General features: G+C 69.0%; 13 protein-coding genes. 6 read left to right on the top strand and 7 right to left on the bottom strand.

Annotation, left to right across the window (positions count from 1 at the left end; translation table 11 throughout):
• Positions 1-77: 77 nt before the first annotated feature.
• A complete protein-coding gene (locus tag BLU81_RS01415) occupies positions 78-1,526 on the bottom strand; it encodes a helix-turn-helix domain-containing protein (RefSeq protein ID WP_092540872.1) in 1,449 nt (482 codons plus the stop codon).
• A 109-nt stretch (positions 1,527-1,635) separates the two neighbouring features.
• On the opposite strand from BLU81_RS01415, the gene aceA reads away from it, so the two are divergent.
• Both aceA and aceB read left to right on the top strand, forming a co-directional pair.
• Entirely contained in the window at positions 1,636-2,916 is a 1,281-nt protein-coding gene (gene aceA, locus BLU81_RS01410; protein ID WP_092540870.1) for an isocitrate lyase, read from the top strand.
• Positions 2,917-2,929: 13 nt separating this feature from the next.
• Positions 2,930-4,552: a malate synthase A gene (gene aceB / locus BLU81_RS01405; RefSeq protein WP_092540868.1), complete on the top strand. Its 1,623-nt coding sequence runs from the start codon at positions 2,930-2,932 to the stop codon at positions 4,550-4,552.
• Positions 4,553-4,678: 126 nt separating this feature from the next.
• Here aceB and BLU81_RS01400 read toward each other — a convergent pair whose 3' ends face one another.
• Positions 4,679-5,401 carry a VOC family protein gene (locus tag BLU81_RS01400; RefSeq protein ID WP_092540866.1) on the bottom strand — a complete coding sequence of 241 codons (723 nt, stop codon included), beginning with the start codon at positions 5,399-5,401 and terminating at the stop codon, positions 4,679-4,681.
• A gap of 275 nt (positions 5,402-5,676) precedes the next feature.
• Between BLU81_RS01400 and BLU81_RS01395 the strand changes: the two genes are divergently transcribed.
• Both BLU81_RS01395 and BLU81_RS01390 read left to right on the top strand, forming a co-directional pair.
• Positions 5,677-5,979, top strand: coding sequence for a DUF1905 domain-containing protein (locus BLU81_RS01395; RefSeq protein ID WP_092540864.1), 303 nt, complete (start codon positions 5,677-5,679; stop codon positions 5,977-5,979).
• A gap of 683 nt (positions 5,980-6,662) precedes the next feature.
• On the top strand, positions 6,663-7,364 hold the full coding sequence (locus BLU81_RS01390; protein ID WP_092540862.1) for an HAD family hydrolase: 702 nt from the start codon (positions 6,663-6,665) through the stop codon (positions 7,362-7,364).
• Between the two features lie 1,200 nt (positions 7,365-8,564).
• Here BLU81_RS01390 and BLU81_RS01385 read toward each other — a convergent pair.
• Positions 8,565-9,158, bottom strand: coding sequence for a phosphatase PAP2 family protein (locus tag BLU81_RS01385; protein ID WP_231953981.1), 594 nt, complete (start codon positions 9,156-9,158; stop codon positions 8,565-8,567).
• 296 nt (positions 9,159-9,454) lie between these two features.
• Positions 9,455-11,155, bottom strand: a complete 1,701-nt coding sequence (locus tag BLU81_RS01380) for a methyl-accepting chemotaxis protein (protein WP_092540858.1) — start codon at positions 11,153-11,155, stop codon at positions 9,455-9,457.
• A gap of 155 nt (positions 11,156-11,310) precedes the next feature.
• Here BLU81_RS01380 and BLU81_RS01375 point away from each other — a divergent pair, with 155 nt between their 5' ends.
• Entirely contained in the window at positions 11,311-13,608 is a 2,298-nt protein-coding gene (locus BLU81_RS01375) for a putative bifunctional diguanylate cyclase/phosphodiesterase (protein ID WP_172890475.1), read from the top strand.
• Here the strand turns inward: BLU81_RS01375 and BLU81_RS01370 are convergent.
• From BLU81_RS01370 to BLU81_RS01360, 3 genes are all read right to left on the bottom strand, one after another.
• Entirely contained in the window at positions 13,595-15,019 is a 1,425-nt protein-coding gene (locus BLU81_RS01370) for an ATP-binding protein (protein ID WP_092540856.1), read from the bottom strand. The two genes, BLU81_RS01375 and BLU81_RS01370, sit on opposite strands and share 14 nt — an antisense overlap.
• An 82-nt stretch (positions 15,020-15,101) precedes the next feature.
• A complete protein-coding gene (locus BLU81_RS01365; protein WP_157751079.1) occupies positions 15,102-16,019 on the bottom strand; it encodes an alpha/beta hydrolase family protein in 918 nt (305 codons plus the stop codon).
• Positions 16,020-16,030: 11 nt separating this feature from the next.
• A complete protein-coding gene (locus BLU81_RS01360; protein WP_157751077.1) occupies positions 16,031-16,399 on the bottom strand; it encodes a hypothetical protein in 369 nt (122 codons plus the stop codon).
• A gap of 164 nt (positions 16,400-16,563) precedes the next feature.
• Between BLU81_RS01360 and BLU81_RS51360 the strand changes: the two genes are divergently transcribed.
• Positions 16,564-18,138 carry a GAF domain-containing protein gene (locus tag BLU81_RS51360; RefSeq protein WP_092540850.1) on the top strand — a complete coding sequence of 525 codons (1,575 nt, stop codon included), beginning with the start codon at positions 16,564-16,566 and terminating at the stop codon, positions 18,136-18,138.
• Positions 18,139-18,326 lie beyond the last annotated feature (188 nt).

Genomic DNA, 18,326 nt, shown 5'->3' with positions numbered 1-18,326 from the left:
ATCGTCCACCTACGACATCTCCGCCCGACTCTGGGAGAACTCTCAGACTCGGGCGGCCCTCCAGGCGTACCGGTCTTCTAGGCCCGCCGGTCCAGGAAGTCGTAGACGTCACGGTTGTCGACGCCCGGGAAGGTGCCCGGCGGCAGGGCGGCCAGCAGGTGCGAGTGGACGCGGGCGCTGGGCCAGGCGTTTCCGGACCAGCGGTCCACCAGGTGGGCGGGTGGGCGGCGGCAACAGTCCGGGTCGGGGCAGTTCGAGACGGTACGCCCGGACACGTCGCCGCCACGGAACCAGCGGGCATGCTCGTACGGTGTTCCGACGGTCACCGAGAACTCCCCCGCCCGGGTCGACTCGACGTGCACGGTGCACCAGTACGTACCGGCGGTGGTGTCGGTGAACTGGTAGAACGACGAATACGGGTCCTCGGCCTCGAACACCGTCCGGGACGCCCATTTGCGGCACACCGGCTGGCCCTCGATCGCGCCGGTCACATCGGACGGGAAGCGCACGTTGTCGTTCTCGTACGCCTTGTAGACGATCCCGGTCTCGTGCACCCGCGCGAAGTGCACCGGAATGCCGAAGTGGTGGGTGGCCAGGTTGGTGAACCGGTGGGCCGCCGTCTCGTAGGAGACCCCGAACGCGTCCCGGAAGTCGTCGATGGCCAGCGCCCGGTCGGCTTTCGCGGCGGCGAGGAAGTCGACGGCGAACTTCTCCGGCATCAGCAGCGCCGCCGCGAAATAGTTGACCTCGACCCGCTGTCGCAGGAAGTCGCCGTAACCGGCCGGGTCGGCGTGCCCGAGCACGAAGTGCCCGAGGGTCTGCAGCACCACGGCCCGCGGGTCGTGGCCTTTCCCGCTGGCCACCTGGGGCAGGTAGATGCGCCGGTTCTTCAGGTCGGTGACCGATCGGGTGGACGCCGGCAGGTCGTTGACGTAGTGCAGGCTGAACCCGATCTGGGCGGCGATGTCGAGGATCCCGCGCTGCGACAGCGGGCCGGTGGCGTGCCGTACCGACCGAAGAACTTCTGCCGCCGCCGCCTCGATCTCGGCGAAGTAGTTGTCGCGCTGCCGCATGTCGGCGCGCAGTTGCGCGTTGGCGCGCCGGGCCACCTCGGGGGTGGCGCTCTGCTCGGTGAGCACCCGGCCGAGTTCGCGGTGCAGGCCGATCAGTGATTCCAGGGCGTCGGCGGGCAGCCGCCGCCCGGTTTTGACGGCGGGGAGTCCGAGCGCGGCGTAGCCGGGGCTCTGCTGGGCGCGGGCGAGTTCGATCTCCAGGCCGGCGCGGCGGCTCGGCGCTTCCGGGCGGAGCAGATCCTGCATGGGTACGCCCAGCGCGCTCGCGATCGACTGGAGCACCGACAGTTTGGGCTCGCGCTTGCCGTTCTCGATCAGCGACAGCTGGGACGGGGCCCGGCCGACGGCGGCACTGAGCTGCTCCAGGGTCATTCCACGCGTTTTGCGGAGATGACGCAGCCGTTGCCCGAGAGTTACCAGATCGACGGACGGCTCTGTTTCGGAAGCGCTCACGAGTTTCAACGTACCAGAAATTCTGCGTTTCTTTCGTTTCGAAAACCTTCATCTCCTCCATTGAAAGGCGTGAGAGTGGGGTCCTGACGCAAGGGAAGGGAAATTTCTGATGACGACCGAGAACCGTGGCGGTACCCCAGAGGACCTCACTCGGGAATGGGCCGACAACCCCCGCTGGGCCGGTGTGAAGCGTGACTACACCGCGAGCGACGTGGTCCGGCTGCGGGGCACCCTCCAGGAACGGCACACCCTCGCCGAACGCGGCGCGGCCCGGCTGTGGGAGCTGCTGCACACCGAGGACTACATCAACGCGCTCGGTTCACTGACCGGCGGCCAGGCGACCCAGATGGTGCGCGCCGGCCTGAAGGCGATCTACCTGTCCGGCTGGCAGGTGGCCGCGGACGCGAACCTGTCCGGCCACACCTACCCGGACCAGTCGCTCTACCCGGCGAACTCGGTGCCCGCGGTGGTCCGGCGGATCAACAACGCGCTGCTGCGCGCCGACCAGATCGACACCGCGGCCGGCCGGTACGAGCGGGACTGGTTCGCGCCGATCGTGGCCGACGCGGAAGCCGGTTTCGGCGGGCCGCTGAACGCGTTCGAGCTGATGAAAGCCATGATCGTGGCCGGTGCGGCGGGTGTGCACTGGGAGGATCAGCTGGCCAGCGAGAAGAAGTGCGGACACCTGGGCGGGAAGGTTCTCATCCCGACCCAGCAGCACGTGCGGACCCTCAACGCGGCTCGCCTCGCCGCCGACGTCGCCGGAGTGCCGACGCTGGTGATCGCCCGCACCGACGCGCTCGCCGCCGATCTGCTGACCACCGACGTGGACGAGCGTGACCAGCCGTTCCTCACCGGGGAGCGCACCTCGGAGGGCTTCTTCCGGGTCCGGCCCGGTGACGACGCGGCGATCGCCCGCGGTATCGCCTACGCCGACTACGCGGACATGCTGTGGGTGGAGACCGGCAAGCCGGACCTCGACTTCGCCCGCAAGTTCGCCGAGGCCGTGCACGCCGCGCACCCGGGCAAGCTGCTGTCGTACAACTGCTCGCCGTCGTTCAACTGGCGCAAGAACCTGGACGACGACACCATCGCCCGCTTCCAGAAGGAACTCGGCGCGATGGGCTACAAGTTCCAGTTCGTCACCCTGGCCGGGTTCCACGCGCTCAACCACTCGATGTTCGAACTGGCCCGCGGGTACGCCGAGACCGGCATGAGCGCCTACGTGAAGTTGCAGGAAGCCGAGTTCGCGGCCGAGGCCGACGGCTACACCGCCACCAAGCACCAGGCCGAGGTCGGCACCGGCTACTTCGACGCCGTCTCCACCGCTCTGAACCCGGACAGCAGCACCACCGCCCTGTCCGGTTCCACCGAGGCCGAGCAGTTCTGAGAAGGGGACGGACATGGGCGCTGAAGAGATCACCATCACCGGTACGACCGCCGGCCGTCACGCCGAGATCCTGACGCCCGAGGCCGTCGCGTTCATCGCGGCCCTCGACCGTGAGTTCGGCGCCCGCCGGGTCCAGTTGCTGGAACGCCGTCGCCGCCGCCGGACCACCCGCACCACCGATCTGGACTTCCTCACCGGCACCGCGCACATCCGGGACGATCCGTCCTGGCGGGTGGCCCCTCTTGCGCCGGGGCTCAGCGACCGGCGGGTCGAGATCACCGGCCCGCCGGAACGCAAGATGACCATCAACGCCCTCAACTCGGGTGCACGCGTCTGGATGGCTGACTTCGAGGACGCCACCTCACCCACCTGGGAGAACGTCGTCCTCGGGCAGCTCAACCTGCGCGACGCGCTGGACGGGACGCTGGAATTCGCCAGCGCAGATCGGACTTATCGCATATCGGGCGAACTTCCCACGATCATGATCCGGCCGCGCGGCTGGCACCTGCCCGAAAGCCACCTGCGCATCGGCGGGCGGGCGGTGTCGGCGTCGCTGTTCGATTTCGGTCTCTACCTGTTCCACTGCGGGCAGCGGCAGATCGACCGGGGCAGCGGCCCCTACTTCTACCTGCCGAAACTGGAGTCGCACCTGGAGGCCCGCCTCTGGAACGACGTCTTCGTCTTCGCCCAGGAATACCTCGGCATCCCCCGCGGCACGATCCGGGCCACCGTCCTGATCGAGACGATCAACGCGGCGTTCGAGATGGAGGAGATCCTCTACGAACTGCGCGAACACTCGGCCGGCCTGAACGCGGGCCGCTGGGACTACCTGTTCAGCATGATCAAGAACCGTCCGGACGTGGTCCTGCCCGAACGCTCCCAGGTCACCATGACCACCCCGTTCATGCGCGCCTACACCGAACTACTGGTCCGCACCTGCCATCGGCGCGGCGCCCACGCGATCGGCGGTATGGCCGCGGTCGTGCCCAGCCGCGACCCGGTCGCCGCCAAACGCGCCCTCAACCAGGTCCGCCAGGACAAACGGCGCGAAGTCGGCGACGGCTTCGACGGCTCCTGGGTCGCACACCCCGGCCTGGTCGAAACCTGCCGTGAGGTGTTCGACCAGTGGCTCGGCGCCGAACCGCACCAGATCGTGCGCAAACGCGACGACGTGCGAGTCACCGCCGCCGACCTGCTGCAAGTGCGGTCCACCGACGTCACCGTCACCGAGGTCGCGCTGCGCACCAACGCCAGCGTGGCACTGCGTTACATCGCCGCCTGGATCGGCGGCCGGGGCGCCGTCGCACTCGGCGGCCTGATGGAGGACGCGGCGACCGCCGAGATCTGCCGGGCCCAACTCTGGCAGTGGATCTCCACCGGCACCCCCACCGACTACGGCGTGCCGGTGACGGCGGCCCTCGTCGGCCGGATGCTGCGCGAGGAACTCGACGTGCTCAGCGAGACCGGCGCCCTGGACGAGGAAGGGGCACGCTGCTTCGGCCAGGCCCGGACGCTGTTGACGGTCCTGCTCACCGAGCGGACCTGCCCCGAGTTCCTGACCCTGCCGGCCTACCTACGGCACCTGTCCGGCGGGGCGCCGGCTCCGGTCACCGATCAGGCCCCGATCGCGGCCTGATCGGCGGCGAGGCTGAGCGGGGTGGTCTCGGTCCACCCCGCTCAGCCCTTGCCCACCTCACGCCGCCTATCGCCGCGCATCGCCGCCTCACGCCGCGCATCGCCGCCTTGTCTCCCCGTGGCGCCTTTACTCCCCTGGCTCCTCGCCGCTTTTGTCCTGCCCCGGCCCCTCGCCGTTCTTGTCCTGCCCCGGCCCCTCGCCCTCGCGATGCTGCCAGGTGCACAGGCACATCCGGTTGCCCTCCGGGTCGGCGAGCACCCAGAACGCCGGCGCCTCCGCGTCACTGACCAGCGTGCCGCCGGCTGCCACCGCGGCCTCGATCCGCCCCGGCACCTCGGACGGATCGACCCACAGGTCCGGATGCCACCGCTGGCACGACCCCTCAAGACCGGACTCCTGAAACCACACCGCCGGAAGCACGCCGGACGGGTCCCGCAGATCCTCACCGAACTCGTCGGAATGCACCGCCATCCCCAGCACCGCCCGCCAGAACGGCAACACCGTCGCTCTCGCCGGAGAATCAAGAGCCAGCTCCAGACGTACGACCCCAGCCGCCTCCAGTGGCACTCCCGCCCCCGCTGCCAACTCGCTGACCGTAGCCGCCATCCGCAGGTCACGCCCCGTCACCCGGCCCACGTCGTGACTGCTCAACGTTACGTCCAGATGCGTGAACCGCAGATCCAGATCCGGATGATGATCAGCCTTCTCAGCCGCCGCCCCGATCGCGTTGACCAGTTCCAGCCCCACCGCGAAGCTCCCGGTCCGCAGCCGAGCCCGCAACACTCCCGGCAACAGAACCCAGCCCTGAGGCGCCCGTGCCGCGATCTCCCGCGCAGTCAGCTTCGTCATGCCTCCATGGTTACACCGCCTGAGTTGACCCGATGTTGACGACATCGATTGGTCCACGTCGGACGGCGCTTACACCCCGCGCGCCGAGACGCATGGCATCCTGCGCCCGACAGCTCCCGCCCCACAGCTCCCTGCCCGACAGCTCTGCACGACAGCTCTGCACGACAGCTCTGCCCGGCAGTCCCCCCGGCCCCGGTGCAGCTGCGGTCGTGACGCGCAGCGAGGCAGGCCGAGGCCTGGCTCGGAATGTCATACCCCGGTGGCATGCTGCGGGAGTGCGAGTGGAATTCGAGAGCGAACTGTGGATCTGGGAGGCACGCCGTGATGAGAGCTGGACGTTCGTCAGCCTGCCCGAGGAGGCGTCGGAGGAGATCCGGGACCGGGCCGCCGGCCTGACCCGGGGTTTCGGATCGCTGCGGGTCCGGGCCGCCGTGGGCGGCAGTTCCTGGACGACCTCAGTCTTCCCGGACCGAGGTCGGAACACCTACGTCCTCCCGGTGAAGCGGTCCATCCGCAAGGCCGAATCGCTGACGCCCGGTTCGGTGACAGCCGTGACGGTCGAACTGCTCGACCTATGATCCCCGCCCGATTTCGGTCCCGGTCTCGTGACGGACGGCTCCGTTTGGCCTCCTTCGTCCTCGACCAGGGCGTCGTCTACGAGCGGTCCGGTCCGGCGACCTGCCGCGCCGTCCGAGCCCGGCGGTGATCCACTGCGCCGTCCGGGCCCGGCGGTGACCGCGGCGCTGTCCAGAGGCGATCGCCGGTAGCCTTCGCCGATGTCGTAGGGCGAGGCTCATGTCTTCCCGGGCCGGACGATGGTCACGCACGGGCTCGGTACCACCGGGATCACCATCGACGACGACGTATCCGATGCCGGACTGGGCGAGGCGATCATCGATCTCTATCGCCGAGCTGCCAGCACCTGGGCGGACCACGGGCGTCATGGCGGACCTTCGGTGAGGAGGTCCTGGGTGTTCCGGTTCGCCGGTACTGGCCGAAGAAGCGGGCGCGGGCCTTCCTGCAGGATGGCGTCCAGGTGGTCGCCGAGTCCTTTGACCGGGAGGTCTCGCCGCCCGCCGAGCCCGTCGCCGATGTCCCGCGACTGCATGTGGCCCAGGGGCAGCGCGCCGACCAGAGATGTCGCCTTCAGCAGAAGCCAAGGTGTAGTGGTGACACGTGGGGTCAGCGAGGGCCGTCCGCTGTCTGGCGATGAGGGGGCAGGCCAGTCGGGCGTCAGGCCGGGATTGGGATACTGGCCGCTGTGACGATCAAGGCGCTGATCTTCGACTTCGACGGCCTGCTGATGGATACCGAGACCACGCTGCTGGAGAGTTGGCGCTGGGAGTGGCGGCGGCACGGCATGGATCTCGACCCGGCCGGCTTCTTCGCCGACCACGGCGGCGACGCGAACGAACCGCGCTATGCAGCGCTCGCCGAGGCCGTCGGGCCCGCGTACGACCGGGCGTCGAGCCACGCGCTACGCATGGGGTACCGAGCGGAACTGAACGCGGCGCTGGAACCTGCGCCTGGCATCGTCAGCTGGCTGAAACGCGCCGCTGAACTCGGGTTGCGGCTGGCGGTGGCGAGCAGTTCCGATGTCAGCCACGTGGGCACGATGCTGGACCGAGTAGGGCTGAGGACACGGTTCGAGGTCGTGGCGACCGGTGATGAGGTGACTGCGCACAAGCCGGATCCGGCGGTCTACCTGCTGGCTTTGAACCGGCTCGGGCTGTCGGCACTCGAGGCGGTCGCGTTCGAGGACACCGCACACGGAGTGGCCGCAGCGCAGGCGGCCGGCATACCTTGCGTGGCCGTCCCGAACACCCACGCCGACCACGGCCGCTTCACGAACGCGAACCTCCTCCTGCCCAGCGCAGCAGACCTGCCGCTCGACGAGGTCTTGGCCGCCCTCGCCCGGCAAGCGAATCGAACGATGCCAACGAGATCCGGCCGGCCAACCTGATCTTGCATAAGCGGACTTGACTCCTTCGCAAGAACCGTCCTGCCGATGGCCGAACGCCATTTCGACAGCGTCCGACACGCAGGAATATTGCCACCTGAATCTGCTTCTTAATAAGAATGTTTCAGCGCAGATCCGCCGCTCCCCTGGTTGGCATGATCAACAGTTTGGCATGATCAACCGCTTACACTTTTCGGCGAGGGTGCGGAAGAATTCATGCATGAGCCAGCCAGCTTTGTTCAGCGTTGCCGGAATGCGAGACCGGACCAAGTCGAGGAACTACTGTCCCGACCATGATGAGTTTCGTCGCGATCACGCGATACGTCGCGCGTGGGGCCTTAAAAGCCGCCACGCCGAAAAGCTTCGCCGTATCCGTGAACGCGACTCCATGCCCCTCTCCCGCGAGGATCGGGAATGGCTGGCTTCACTCGCGCCCCAGACTCGGCCCGAACCCGCGCCGTCCCAGGCTCGGCCGCTACCCGCGCTGCCCCAAACTCGGCCCGTAGCCGCGCCATCGCGGAATTCGCTCGAACCTGCCTCACCGCAGAGTTCGCTTACACCCGTGCCGCCGAAGCCAAAGCCAGGGTCGACGTCAACGTCAACGTCAACGTCGGAGTCGGGGTCGGTGCGTCCACCCTGCGACGCGGCAGCTACTCAGGTGGCGATGGTGACTTCTCGGGTGGCGGCGGCGACTTCGGTCGCTGTGTCGCGGTCCGAAGATTTCGAGCGGCGATCCGTGGACATGGATCGGCTGACCCGGCTCGCTCTTGCGCCGATCGACCCTCGGCCGGGAACGTCGCTGCTTCGATCGGATCGGGGTGATTCTTTATTGAATGATTGTGGTGAGGGCCGGGCGTCGGTCACGGTGACACTCGGCGTGGTTCCGAATGACCGCGTCTGCGATGGTCACAGTGCGATGTTCGAGGAACAACCTGGCAGGTCTTTGTTGGGCCCTCTGCGCTTCGCTCGGGAATTCCCGATAATGGTGTGGTCAAAATCAATCGGGCATCGTATTAGCCCATATTCGATAGGCCATTTGCGGAGAAACTACGGTGTCGCCGCTCCGGGCCGGACCAACGCGATTCGCGTTCCCACGCTGGCGGAGCGAATCGGCAACGGCAAATTTAGGGCTACTTACAATTCCGCTATCACCCGTCCGTCGGCAGGTTGCCCTGAACGCTCGACCAGTCTTGCGGGCTCTGGTCAAGTGTTTCGCCTGCCTGGTGGGGGTGGAGTGGGGACTTCAACGGGCGTGCCGGAACCGGGGTGGGGTTGGGGTTGGGGCCGGAAAGCTCGTAGCGTCGCCAGGAGCACTGTGGCGCCGAGCAGTAGGCCGGCTACGACGTCGGTGGTCCAGTGGACGCCTAGGACTACCCGGGTTACCGCTACCAGTGGCGGGATCAGCCACAGCGACCATGAGCGGGGGAAGACCAGGGCGAAGACTGCTACGCCCAGGACCGCGTTCAAGGTGTGGCCGGAGGGGAAGGCGTAACCGGCTGCCCAGGAGATCGGCTCGGGGAATTCGGGGCGGGCACGGGTGAACAGGAGTTTCAGCAGGGCGCCCAATGCGCCGCCGGCGATCATCGTCACCGTCACCCAGGCTGCCGTGCGGCGGGCGCCTCGGCGGAGTAGCCAGATCACCAGGATCAGGGAGGCCAGGCGGAAGACGTTCGGCTGGAAGATGTTGGTCAGCCAGGTCATCGCCGTGGTCAGCTCGGGGCTTGCATGAGCGGCCTCGTGCAAGCGTGCGGTCACCCAGCGGTCGAAGTCGTGCAGCGGGGACCAACCGGCCGCCATCAAGGCCGCTAGCAGTGCGAACGGGGCCAAGGGCAAGAGCGCCGTCCGGGCTCTGACAAAAGGCATGACAAAAGGCGCGCCGCGAGGCGTGCCGGAAGGCGCGCCCGGCGGCGGGTCAAGCGGCGTGCCGGACGACGAACCCGGAGATAGGCCGGAAGGTGGGTCGACAGGCCTGCCGGACGGTGAGGCCGGAGGTGGGTCGACAGGTGTGCCGGAAGGGGGGTCGGGTGGGGTGACAAAAGGTGGTTCAAGCCGCATGACGAACCATTACCCCATGGCAAGCTGCGAAGCTCCTGTCAGAAGAGTTCCAGGTCGCCGGACTGGGCTTCGGGGTGTTCGGCCAGTCGGGTTCGGTCGGTGGAGTAGTCGTTGATCTGGCCGATCGCGTTCTGGACCTGGTCCACCAGACCGGTGATGGTGTGGTGCTGGGCTCCGGCTACCGTGCGGACCTGGCCGATCGCGGTGCGGACGCCGCGTAGCGTGTCGTTCATGGTGGCTACCGCGCTTGATACGTCGGTGGCGGTGGCGGTCAGGGTGTTCAGAGTGGCCGTTATTCGTTCGGTGGACTCGGCGGTGTCGTCGGCCAGTTTGCGGACCTCGTCGGCTACCACCGCGAAACCCAGGCCGGACTCGCCGGCTCGGGCCGCCTCGATCGTCGCGTTCAGGGCCAGCATCCGGGTCTGGCCGGCGATCGCCGCGATCACCGCCACCATCTCGCGGGTGGCCGGCAGGCTGACCGTCAACGCCTCGGCCGCCTGATCGGCGCGCAGCGCTTGTTCGGCCATCTGTTCGGTGGCCTCGTACGCGGTCGCCGCCCCGGTGTTGACCTCGTGCACCGACGCCTTCATCGCGTCCACCTCGTGGACCGCGTCGCTGAGCTGGTAGGTCACCCCGCCGATGACCTGCTCCGACTCGATCTCCACCCGGCGCAGTACGTCGTCGCGTTCGGTCTCCCGGTCGCGGACCTGTTCCTCGCGTTCCGCCGACTCCCGGGCCCGTAGCTCGGCCAAGTCCCGGCTGTGCTGATCGATCGCCGCCAGCATGTCGTTGATGGCGGCGCCGAGCCCGTCGATGTCGGGGTCGCCGGACGGTGGGACCCGCAGGTCCAGATCGCCCTCGGCCATGATCTTCTCGGTGGTGTGCCACAGTGGCTGCACGTGGTGCCGGACGGCCCGCCGCATCGCCATGCTGATCACCAGGCTGGCGATCGCCACCGCGAACAGCATCACCACCGCCAGCTGGGCCATGGTGATCTGCGCCCGTGCCCGGATCGGGCGGGTGCTGAGCCCTTCGAACGTGACCGGCACCCGGTCCACACCGGTGATCGTGCAGGCCACCGCGATCTCGTCGCCGACCAGCACGGTGGAGACGGTGATCGTGCCGAACGCGCTGTCCAGCTCGCGCAGCACCTCGGCCCCGGCCCGCGGTTCCGGCCGCATGGTGATCGCGTCGTCGGTCGCCCGCGCCAGCGAGTCCAGGCCCGCCGCGTCCAGCGACCGGAAGACCAGCAGCGAACCGTTCGAGGTGCCGAGACCTTCATCGCGGTAGACCGGGAACGAGCAGAACTGGGTGGGCGTGCCGGTCACGCTGGTCAGGCCACAGAACGACGAACCCGCTTCGCCGGTACGCAGATAGCCGGCCAGCACCGCGGGATCGTCCAGTGGTTCCGGAGCCGGCCGGTACACCTCGCCGTCGATCAGGCCACCCGCCCGGATCCGGCCCCGCCGGTCGGTCAGCAGGGCGCCGGAGAAGCCGTACTCGCGGGTCAGCACGGCCGGCGGCAGATCGACCGCGAACTGTACGGTGTCCGCGTCCGCCAGATTCCGGTAGAGCGACGTCCAGATCGAGTTCGTCACCCCGAAATCCTGCAGGCGCTGGGCCTGGGCGCCGATCGCCACCCGTAGTTCCTCCGCGTCCTTGCCGACCTGGGTACGCTCCAGGCGGTCGAAACCCGACACGGTGACGAGATAGACCGGTATCCCGAGGACGATCAGCATGACAGCGACAAGACCGAGCACGGGCAGCCATTCGCCCCGCCGGAAGGCCGCAGCAGGCCGGAATCGCCCCACACCGGTCCGTTCGGCATGAACGGGGACCTGCTGAGCCTTTATTCAACCCGCCCGGCGGGCAGCCGATTGCGCTGGACGTGAGGATGCGGGTACCGCTGTGGGCGGGATGGCTGGCGGTGGCGTTCGTCGCCGCTCTGTGCTTCCCTCTCGTGCCCGACGACAGCCTGCAAGCCAAGATCTACGTCAACACGGTCGGGCTCTCCGGGGTCATCGCGATGATCGTCGGCGTGCTGCGCAACCGGCCCGAGCACCGGAGCGCGTGGCTGCTGTTCGCGGTCGGGGTGCTGACTTTCGTCTCCGGCGACATCACGTACGACGTGACCGAGCTGCGGCTGGGCGAGTACCCGTACCCGTACTGGGCGGATCTGCTGTACCTGTCGGCGTACCCGCTGCTCTGGGTGGCTCTGTCGCGGCTCGGCCGCGGTCACGGCGAACGGGACCGCGGCGGGATCATCGACGCTGCCGTCATCTCCACCGGCATCGGCCTGATCTTCTGGGTCACCGTCGTCGGGCCCACCCTCGCCGACGCCGGGTCGCCGATCTTGGAACGGCTCGTCACCATCGGCTATCCGCTCGCCGACGTGCTGCTCACCACGGCCGTCGCCCGGATGCTGACCCGGCCGGAGAACCGCACCCCCAGCCTGCGCCTGATGTCGGCCGGTGCGGTCCTGATGCTCTCCGGCGACCTCGTCTACACGACGCTCTCCAGCACCGGCGAGTACACCGGCGGCTACATCGACTCGGTGTTCCTGATGGCGTACGCCTGCTGGGGCGCCGCCGCCCTGCACCCGTCGATGCGGCAGCGGCCGGACACCTCGCTGACCGCCCAGCAGATCGGCCGCGGCCGGCTCGCCCTCCTGATGATCTTCACGTTGATCGCGCCCGCCCTGCTCTTCATCCAGGGTGCCGCCGACCCGGCCGCCATCGCCTGGGAATCCCTCGGGATCGGCGCCGTCGTCCTGTTCCTGCTCGTCGTGTTCCGGATGTGGGGCCTGGTCCAGCAGGTGAAGACCCAGGCCGCCCGCCTCGGTGACCTGGCCATGCACGACGCGCTCACCGGGCTGGCCAACCGGCGCGCCTTCGAACAGGCGCTCACCGCGGCCGTCGCCTCCGTCTCGCCGACCGTGCTGCTGCTCGATCTGAACGGTTTCAAAACCGTCAACGACCGGTTCGGGCACGCCGTCGGCGACGAACTGCTGGTCGCGGTCGGGCAGCGGATCGCGGCCGAGGCCCCGGCCGGTTCGCTGGCGGCCCGGATGGGCGGCGACGAGTTCGCCGTTCTGCTGCCGTCCGACACCGAAACCGCGAACCCCGAGGATCTTGCGGTACGGCTACGGTCAGCGATCCACCGGCCGATTCGCGCGGGTGGCCAGGACCTGCTCGTCGGCGCCAGCATCGGCATCGCCGAACCGGTCGGGGCGGCCGCCGGCGACCCGGTGGAGATCCTGCGGCGCGCCGACGTCGCGATGTACGCCGCGAAAGCCGACGGCGGCCGGTACCGCACCTACGCCGACGACCTCGACGACGCCGCCGGTGAGGAGGCCCGCCTCGGCGCCGACCTGCGGACCGCTCTCGACCGGGGCCAGTTCCACCTCGTCTACCAGCCCATCGTCGAACTCCCGGACGGCCGGGTGAACGCCGTCGAGAGCCTGATCCGCTGGACACACCCGGAACGCGGCAACGTCGCGCCGAACGATTTCATCCCGGTGGCCGAACGCAACGGCCTCATCGTCGAACTCGGCGAATGGATTCTGCGGACCGCCTGCCTGCAGTACGCCGACTGGTGGCACGCCGGTGTCGCTCCGGAACGCATCGGCGTCAACGTCTCCGCCCGCCAACTCGCCGAACCCGCCTTCACCGACATCGTCGCCGCCATCCTCGCCGAGACCGGGGTGCACCCCACCCGCCTGGTCATCGAGGTCACCGAGACCGCCGTCTTCGGTGGCGGCGCGGCGGTCCGGGCCGTGCGGGAACTCAGCGATCTGGGTATCTCCATCGCCCTCGACGACTTCGGCACCGGCCACTCGTCGCTGGGCCTGCTGCAGACCCTCCCGGTCCGGATCCTCAAGGTCGACAAGTCGTTCGTCGAGAACGTGACGATGGCCGGCCGGCACGCCGTCATCGCGACCTCGCTGATCCAGGTCGCCAACGGTCTGGGCCTGGTCGCGGTGGCCGAAGGTGTCGAGACGGCCGAACAGGCAGCCGAGCTGTACCGGCTCGGTTACCGCCGCGCTCAGGGGTACCACTTCGGTCGCCCCGCCCCAGCGGCCGCGATGGACGGCAACGCTTCCGCCCGGCGGTCGCGGGGCGACCGTGAGGGCGGCGCCACCTCGCGCGGTGCGGACAGGGCTTTGGCCGACCGTACGATCAAAGGGTCCTGATCGCCGTTAAAAGGTCCTCCTGGGAGATCGGGGTGACCGTGGCCCCGCGCGCGTCCTGCATCGCCTTGGCCAGCTGCACCCGGCGCAGCACCTCCTTGATGTCCGCGCCGGTCATCCCGGCGCTCGCGGAGCCGAGGACCGCCACGTCGAGGTCTTCGGCGAACATCCGGAAACCGGACCGTTCATGGACCCCGATCAGGCCGCGGATCATCTTCCGGAAGATCTCCGCGCGGGCGTTGTCATCCGGTTTCGGGACGCTGATCTTCACGTCGAAACGACCGGATCTGATCAGTGACTCGTCGACCCGCTGCGGGAAGTTGGTGGTGGCCACGATGATGACGTTCGGGTTCTCCTCGATCAGGTCGTTCATCTCCTGCTTGAAGATGCCGGCGACCGCGTTCAGTGCCTGGCTGGCCGCGTCGCCGCCCATTCCGGCGTAACTGACGATCGAGTCGAACTCGTCGAAAAGGATCAGAGTCGGCGTCCGGTATCTACGGGCCGCGCGGAAGATCTCCTTGATGTTCTTCTCCGACCCGCCGAGCCATTTGTCGAGGATCTCCGGGGTCCGGATCTCCCGGAAGTCGGCGCCGATCTCGTTGGCCAGAGCGCGCGACAGCATGGTCTTCCCGGTGCCGGGCGGGCCGAACATCAGGATGCCCTGCGGCCGGCGCGCACCCCACCGGGCCATCGCCTCCGGATGCCGGAACGAGACCGCGACCTGGCGCAGCTCGGCGACCACCTCGGCGAGACCACCGACCATGTCGAGGGTGACGTCCTGGGTGGTGGGCGTGTCGCGGGGCAGGTTGTCGCGGCTGACCACGAAATGGCGCCCGGTCAGTGAGGCGGGCCCGGCGATCTCGGTGACGGCCTGCAGCAGCAGCGTGACGAAGGCGCGCAGGTGGGCGGGCCCGACGTCGTCGCGCGGCACCCGGGACTCGAGGCGGACGACGGAGCCGTCATAGGTGACGGACGCTTCGATTCCGGCGGAGGCGTCGGCGAGCAGGGACGGTTCGACGGGCTTCTCCAGACCCAGTTTCCGGTACGCCGCGGCAGCCGCGATGCCCACCCCGTCGACCAGCTTGGTCACGACCTGGTCCCCGTCGGCGATCCGTTTGGCCAGCAGCGGCCCCAGCGGATCGATGTTGAGCACGAAGCCGCGCATCATCCTCCGGGTGGCGGTGGCGCTGGGCACGGTGGTGATCCGCGCGGTGAAGACGTGCTCGGGCCCGCCGGTGCCGTCGACGATCAGATCGACCCGATGCACCGGCGACGGCCACTCGGCCCGGCGCAACGGTTCGACCGGGTTGACCCGGGCCGCGGCGATCAGGGTGGACGCGTCGACCAGCTCGATGGTGGCGCCGGCATGCTCGAAGGTCTCAGCGCGCGGCCGGGCGAAACTCGCGTCGGTCATTGTTCCTCCGCAAGGGTGGGATGAGTCCAGCGTGACACGTTCCCGCTGAACCGCTGTCCACACACGTCGCCGGCCCGGATGGCTACCGGGTAGCGGTGACCGTGACGTTGGGGTCGAGGAGGTCGCCGACGGTGTAGACGTAAGCGCTGGCGAGGGGGTCTCCGGTCTGGGCCTGGAACCACCGGGCCGACCAGCGGGCGATGGTCTGCACACCGGTGCGCTGGGGCAGGGTCTGGGCGGACGGGTCGGGGGCCGCGCCGGCCGGGTTCTGGGTGTCGGTGATGCCGTAGTGGTTGGCGCCGGTCAGGGTGATGAACGCCTTCGGGGTTCCGGTGGTCACGTCGTAGGTGGCGCGGCCCTCGGCCGGGGTGGCGACGCCGTCGGCCAGGCCCTGGACGTAGGCGACCGGCACCGTGTTGGCGACCGGGACAGGGGTGTCGCCGTTGACGTTGTTGCCGCCGTAGGTGACCACCGCCTTCAGTTCGGCGGGGGTGGTGACGGGGGCCGGGCAGAACGGGAAGCCGCAGGCGCCGGTGCTGAGCCCGAGGGCCGCGGCGGCGCCGAACGAGTGGCCGGCCAGCAGCAGGGTGGTCTCGTCGATCCGCCGGTACAGCGGGGACGCCGGGTCGGTGTCCTGGGCGGTGGCCCAGGACACCGTCCAGCCGGCTTGGGCTCCCTCGGGGAACAGGCCGCTGGTGCCGAAGATGCTGCGGCTGTGGTTGGGGACGGCGACGACGAAGCCGTACGACGCGAGGGCCGCCGCGTACGACGAGTAGTTCGCCTTGTCGACGTTGGCGCCCTGGAGCAGGAGCACCACCGGCAACCGGGTACCGGTCCGCGGGTGGTAGACGTCGGTGCTGTCGCCGTTGATCGTGGTCGTGAAGGTGCCGGCCGGGTGCGGGGCGGCCTGGGCCGGGGCCGCGATCAGGGCGGTGGCGAGGAGTGCGGACGTGAGGGTCGCCGCCACCCGTTTCCAGGAACGGAACACTGTCACATTCATGGTGACGAATGCTAGCGGTATCCGTACCGCTGCAGGAAGGCGACCGCGCCGAGGACCGCCTGCACCGCCGGGACCGCCAGGACCACCGCCAGCATCGGGCCCGCCGGGTTCATCCCCAGGTGCAGCAGCGTCATGATCCCGGTGAGCGTCAGCATCGTCACCCAGGACGCCCGGTCGCCGGGGCGGCGCCAGAGCGAGACGCCGCACGGCACGCAGACCAGGGCGAGCGCGCCGAGCGCGACCAGGATCACCGGCGCGTGCCCGGCATGACCGGCGGCCAGGATCAGGTGCACGACGATCCCGGCCACGGCGGTGAGCGCGGCGAGCCGGGCCGGAAGGACCCGGGCCCGGCCGGGTACGGCGTGCTCCAGTGCTGTCACGAACCGTCCTCGCTGATCAGGGCCGATGTCGGTCCCGAGAGTCTGCCACAGGTTGATCCGGAGCGGACCGGGTGCAAGACGGTCTCCGGTGTTCATTTCTCCGGTTTCCGGCCGAATCGACGGTTGGAGCGGCGAGGCCGTCGCCCGCGGGCAGGGGGCGGACCATGGGCTGGAACAGCCGGAACACCACCACCACGCAGGCGCTCGCGGACGAGGCTGCCGAGGCACGGCAGAACACGTCCGCGGTGATCACCGTGGTGAAGGCGCTGCGCGGGGCCGTCTCCTCCGCCGCCGCCGCGCGGGCCGCCCTGGACGCGGTCCGCGGGTCGTTCGGCTGGGCGTACGGCTCGTACTGGCGGATCGACCCGGACGCGAAGGTGCTGCGGTTCTCCGTCGAGTCCGGGGACGCCGGGCCGGAGTTCCGCGAGGTCACCCTGAAAGCGTCGTTCGCCGAGGGGGTAGGCCTGTCCGGCCGGGCCTGGCGCAGCCGGGACCTGGTCTTCGTCCCGGACATCGGGCAGGTGCACGACTGTGTCCGCGCTCCGGTGGCCCAGCGGGTCGGGGTGAAGAGCGGCGTCTGCTTCCCGCTCTTCGAGGGTGACCGGGTGGTCGGCACGATGGACTTCTTCGCGACCGAGGGCTCCGGCGACGAGCAGCCGTCCGAGCAGCGGATGGACACGTTGCGCAGTGTGGGCCTGCTGGTGTCGCAGGCGATGGAACGGGTGAACGAGTCCGAGCGGCAGGCGGAGGCGGCCGCCGACCTGGCCGCGGTCAACGCGGTTCTGCGGCACGTGTCGGTGTCGAACCGGGAGGCGGACACGATCCGGGAGGCGCTGGACACCATCCGGCGGGAGTTCGGGTGGGCGTACGGCTCGTTCTGGTCGGTCGACGACGAGCGTGGCGCGCTCGTCTTCAACCAGGAGTCCGGGGACGCCGGTGAGGAGTTCCGGCAGGTGACTCAGTCGGCGAGTTTCGCGCCGGGGGTCGGGCTGGCCGGCCGCACCTGGCGGGCCCGGGACATGGTTTTCGTCCCGGATCTGGCCGAGGTGACCGATTGTGTTCGCGCCCCGGCGGCTCAGCGGGTCGGGGTGAAGTCGGGGGTCTGCCTGCCGCTGATCGTGCAGGATCAGGTGATCGGCACGCTTGATTTCTTCGCGACCGAGCGGCTGACCCTGTCGAACAGCCGGGCCGCCGCGCTGCGCAACACCGCGTTCCTGGTCTCGCAGGCGTTGCAGCGGATCCGGGAGAGCGCCCGGCTCAGCACCGTCGGCGCCGAGTTGGTGGCCTCGATCCGCGAGGTGGAGCGCAACGTGGTGGAGGCGACGCAGGTGGCCGGGCAGGCCACGAGCGTCACCAGTGAGGCGAACTCGGTGGTCGGGCGGCTCTCCGCGTCCAGCACGAAGATCGGTGACGTGGTCCAGGTGATCACCACGATCGCCGCGCAGACGAACCTGCTCGCGCTGAACGCGACGATCGAGGCCGCTCGCGCCGGGGAGGCCGGTCTCGGGTTCGCGGTGGTCGCCACCGAGGTCAAGGATCTGGCGCAGAGCACCGCCCGGGCCACCCAGGACGTGACCGAGCTGATCAACACGATCCAGACCGACGCGGAGAACGTGGTGCGGTCGCTCACCGCGATCGGTTCGATCGTCGACCAGATCAACCAGACCCAGGCGATGATCAGCCAGGTTCTCGCTGAACAGGCGACGCACACCCGCGACATCATCAGCGACCACAGCTGAGCTTTCCGGTCCCGAGGCCCCGTCGTCCCCTCCCGCCAGAGGGGACGACGGGGCCTCTTGTGGTGTCTGGCGGACAGCGGGCGTGTAACAGTCCTTCAACGACCCTTTTCGATCAACAGCGCACGTGAAAAGGTGCTGGGGACCCACTGAATTCGCCGTGCGGTCTCTCTGCGTACGCCTGCCCTCAA

It is taken from the genome of Actinoplanes derwentensis (genome assembly GCF_900104725.1).
Taxonomy (GTDB): Bacteria; Actinomycetota; Actinomycetes; order Mycobacteriales; family Micromonosporaceae; genus Actinoplanes; species Actinoplanes derwentensis.
The sequence above is the reverse complement of the archived record's forward strand: the minus strand, read 5'-3'. Positions and strand labels throughout refer to the sequence as shown.

Coding starts and splice junctions, on each gene's coding strand:
- aceA (WP_092540870.1), top strand. CDS start 1,636: ATGACGACCGAGAACCGTGGCGGTACCCCAGAGGACCTCACTCGGGAA.
- aceB (WP_092540868.1), top strand. CDS start 2,930: ATGGGCGCTGAAGAGATCACCATCACCGGTACGACCGCCGGCCGTCAC.
- BLU81_RS01400 (WP_092540866.1), bottom strand. CDS start 5,401: ATGACGAAGCTGACTGCGCGGGAGATCGCGGCACGGGCGCCTCAGGGC.
- BLU81_RS01385 (WP_231953981.1), bottom strand. CDS start 9,158: ATGGCGGCCGGTTGGTCCCCGCTGCACGACTTCGACCGCTGGGTGACC.
- BLU81_RS01380 (WP_092540858.1), bottom strand. CDS start 11,155: ATGCTGATCGTCCTCGGGATACCGGTCTATCTCGTCACCGTGTCGGGT.
- BLU81_RS01375 (WP_172890475.1), top strand. CDS start 11,311: ATGCGGGTACCGCTGTGGGCGGGATGGCTGGCGGTGGCGTTCGTCGCC.
- BLU81_RS01370 (WP_092540856.1), bottom strand. CDS start 15,019: ATGACCGACGCGAGTTTCGCCCGGCCGCGCGCTGAGACCTTCGAGCAT.
- BLU81_RS01365 (WP_157751079.1), bottom strand. CDS start 16,019: ATGAATGTGACAGTGTTCCGTTCCTGGAAACGGGTGGCGGCGACCCTC.
- BLU81_RS51360 (WP_092540850.1), top strand. CDS start 16,564: ATGGGCTGGAACAGCCGGAACACCACCACCACGCAGGCGCTCGCGGAC.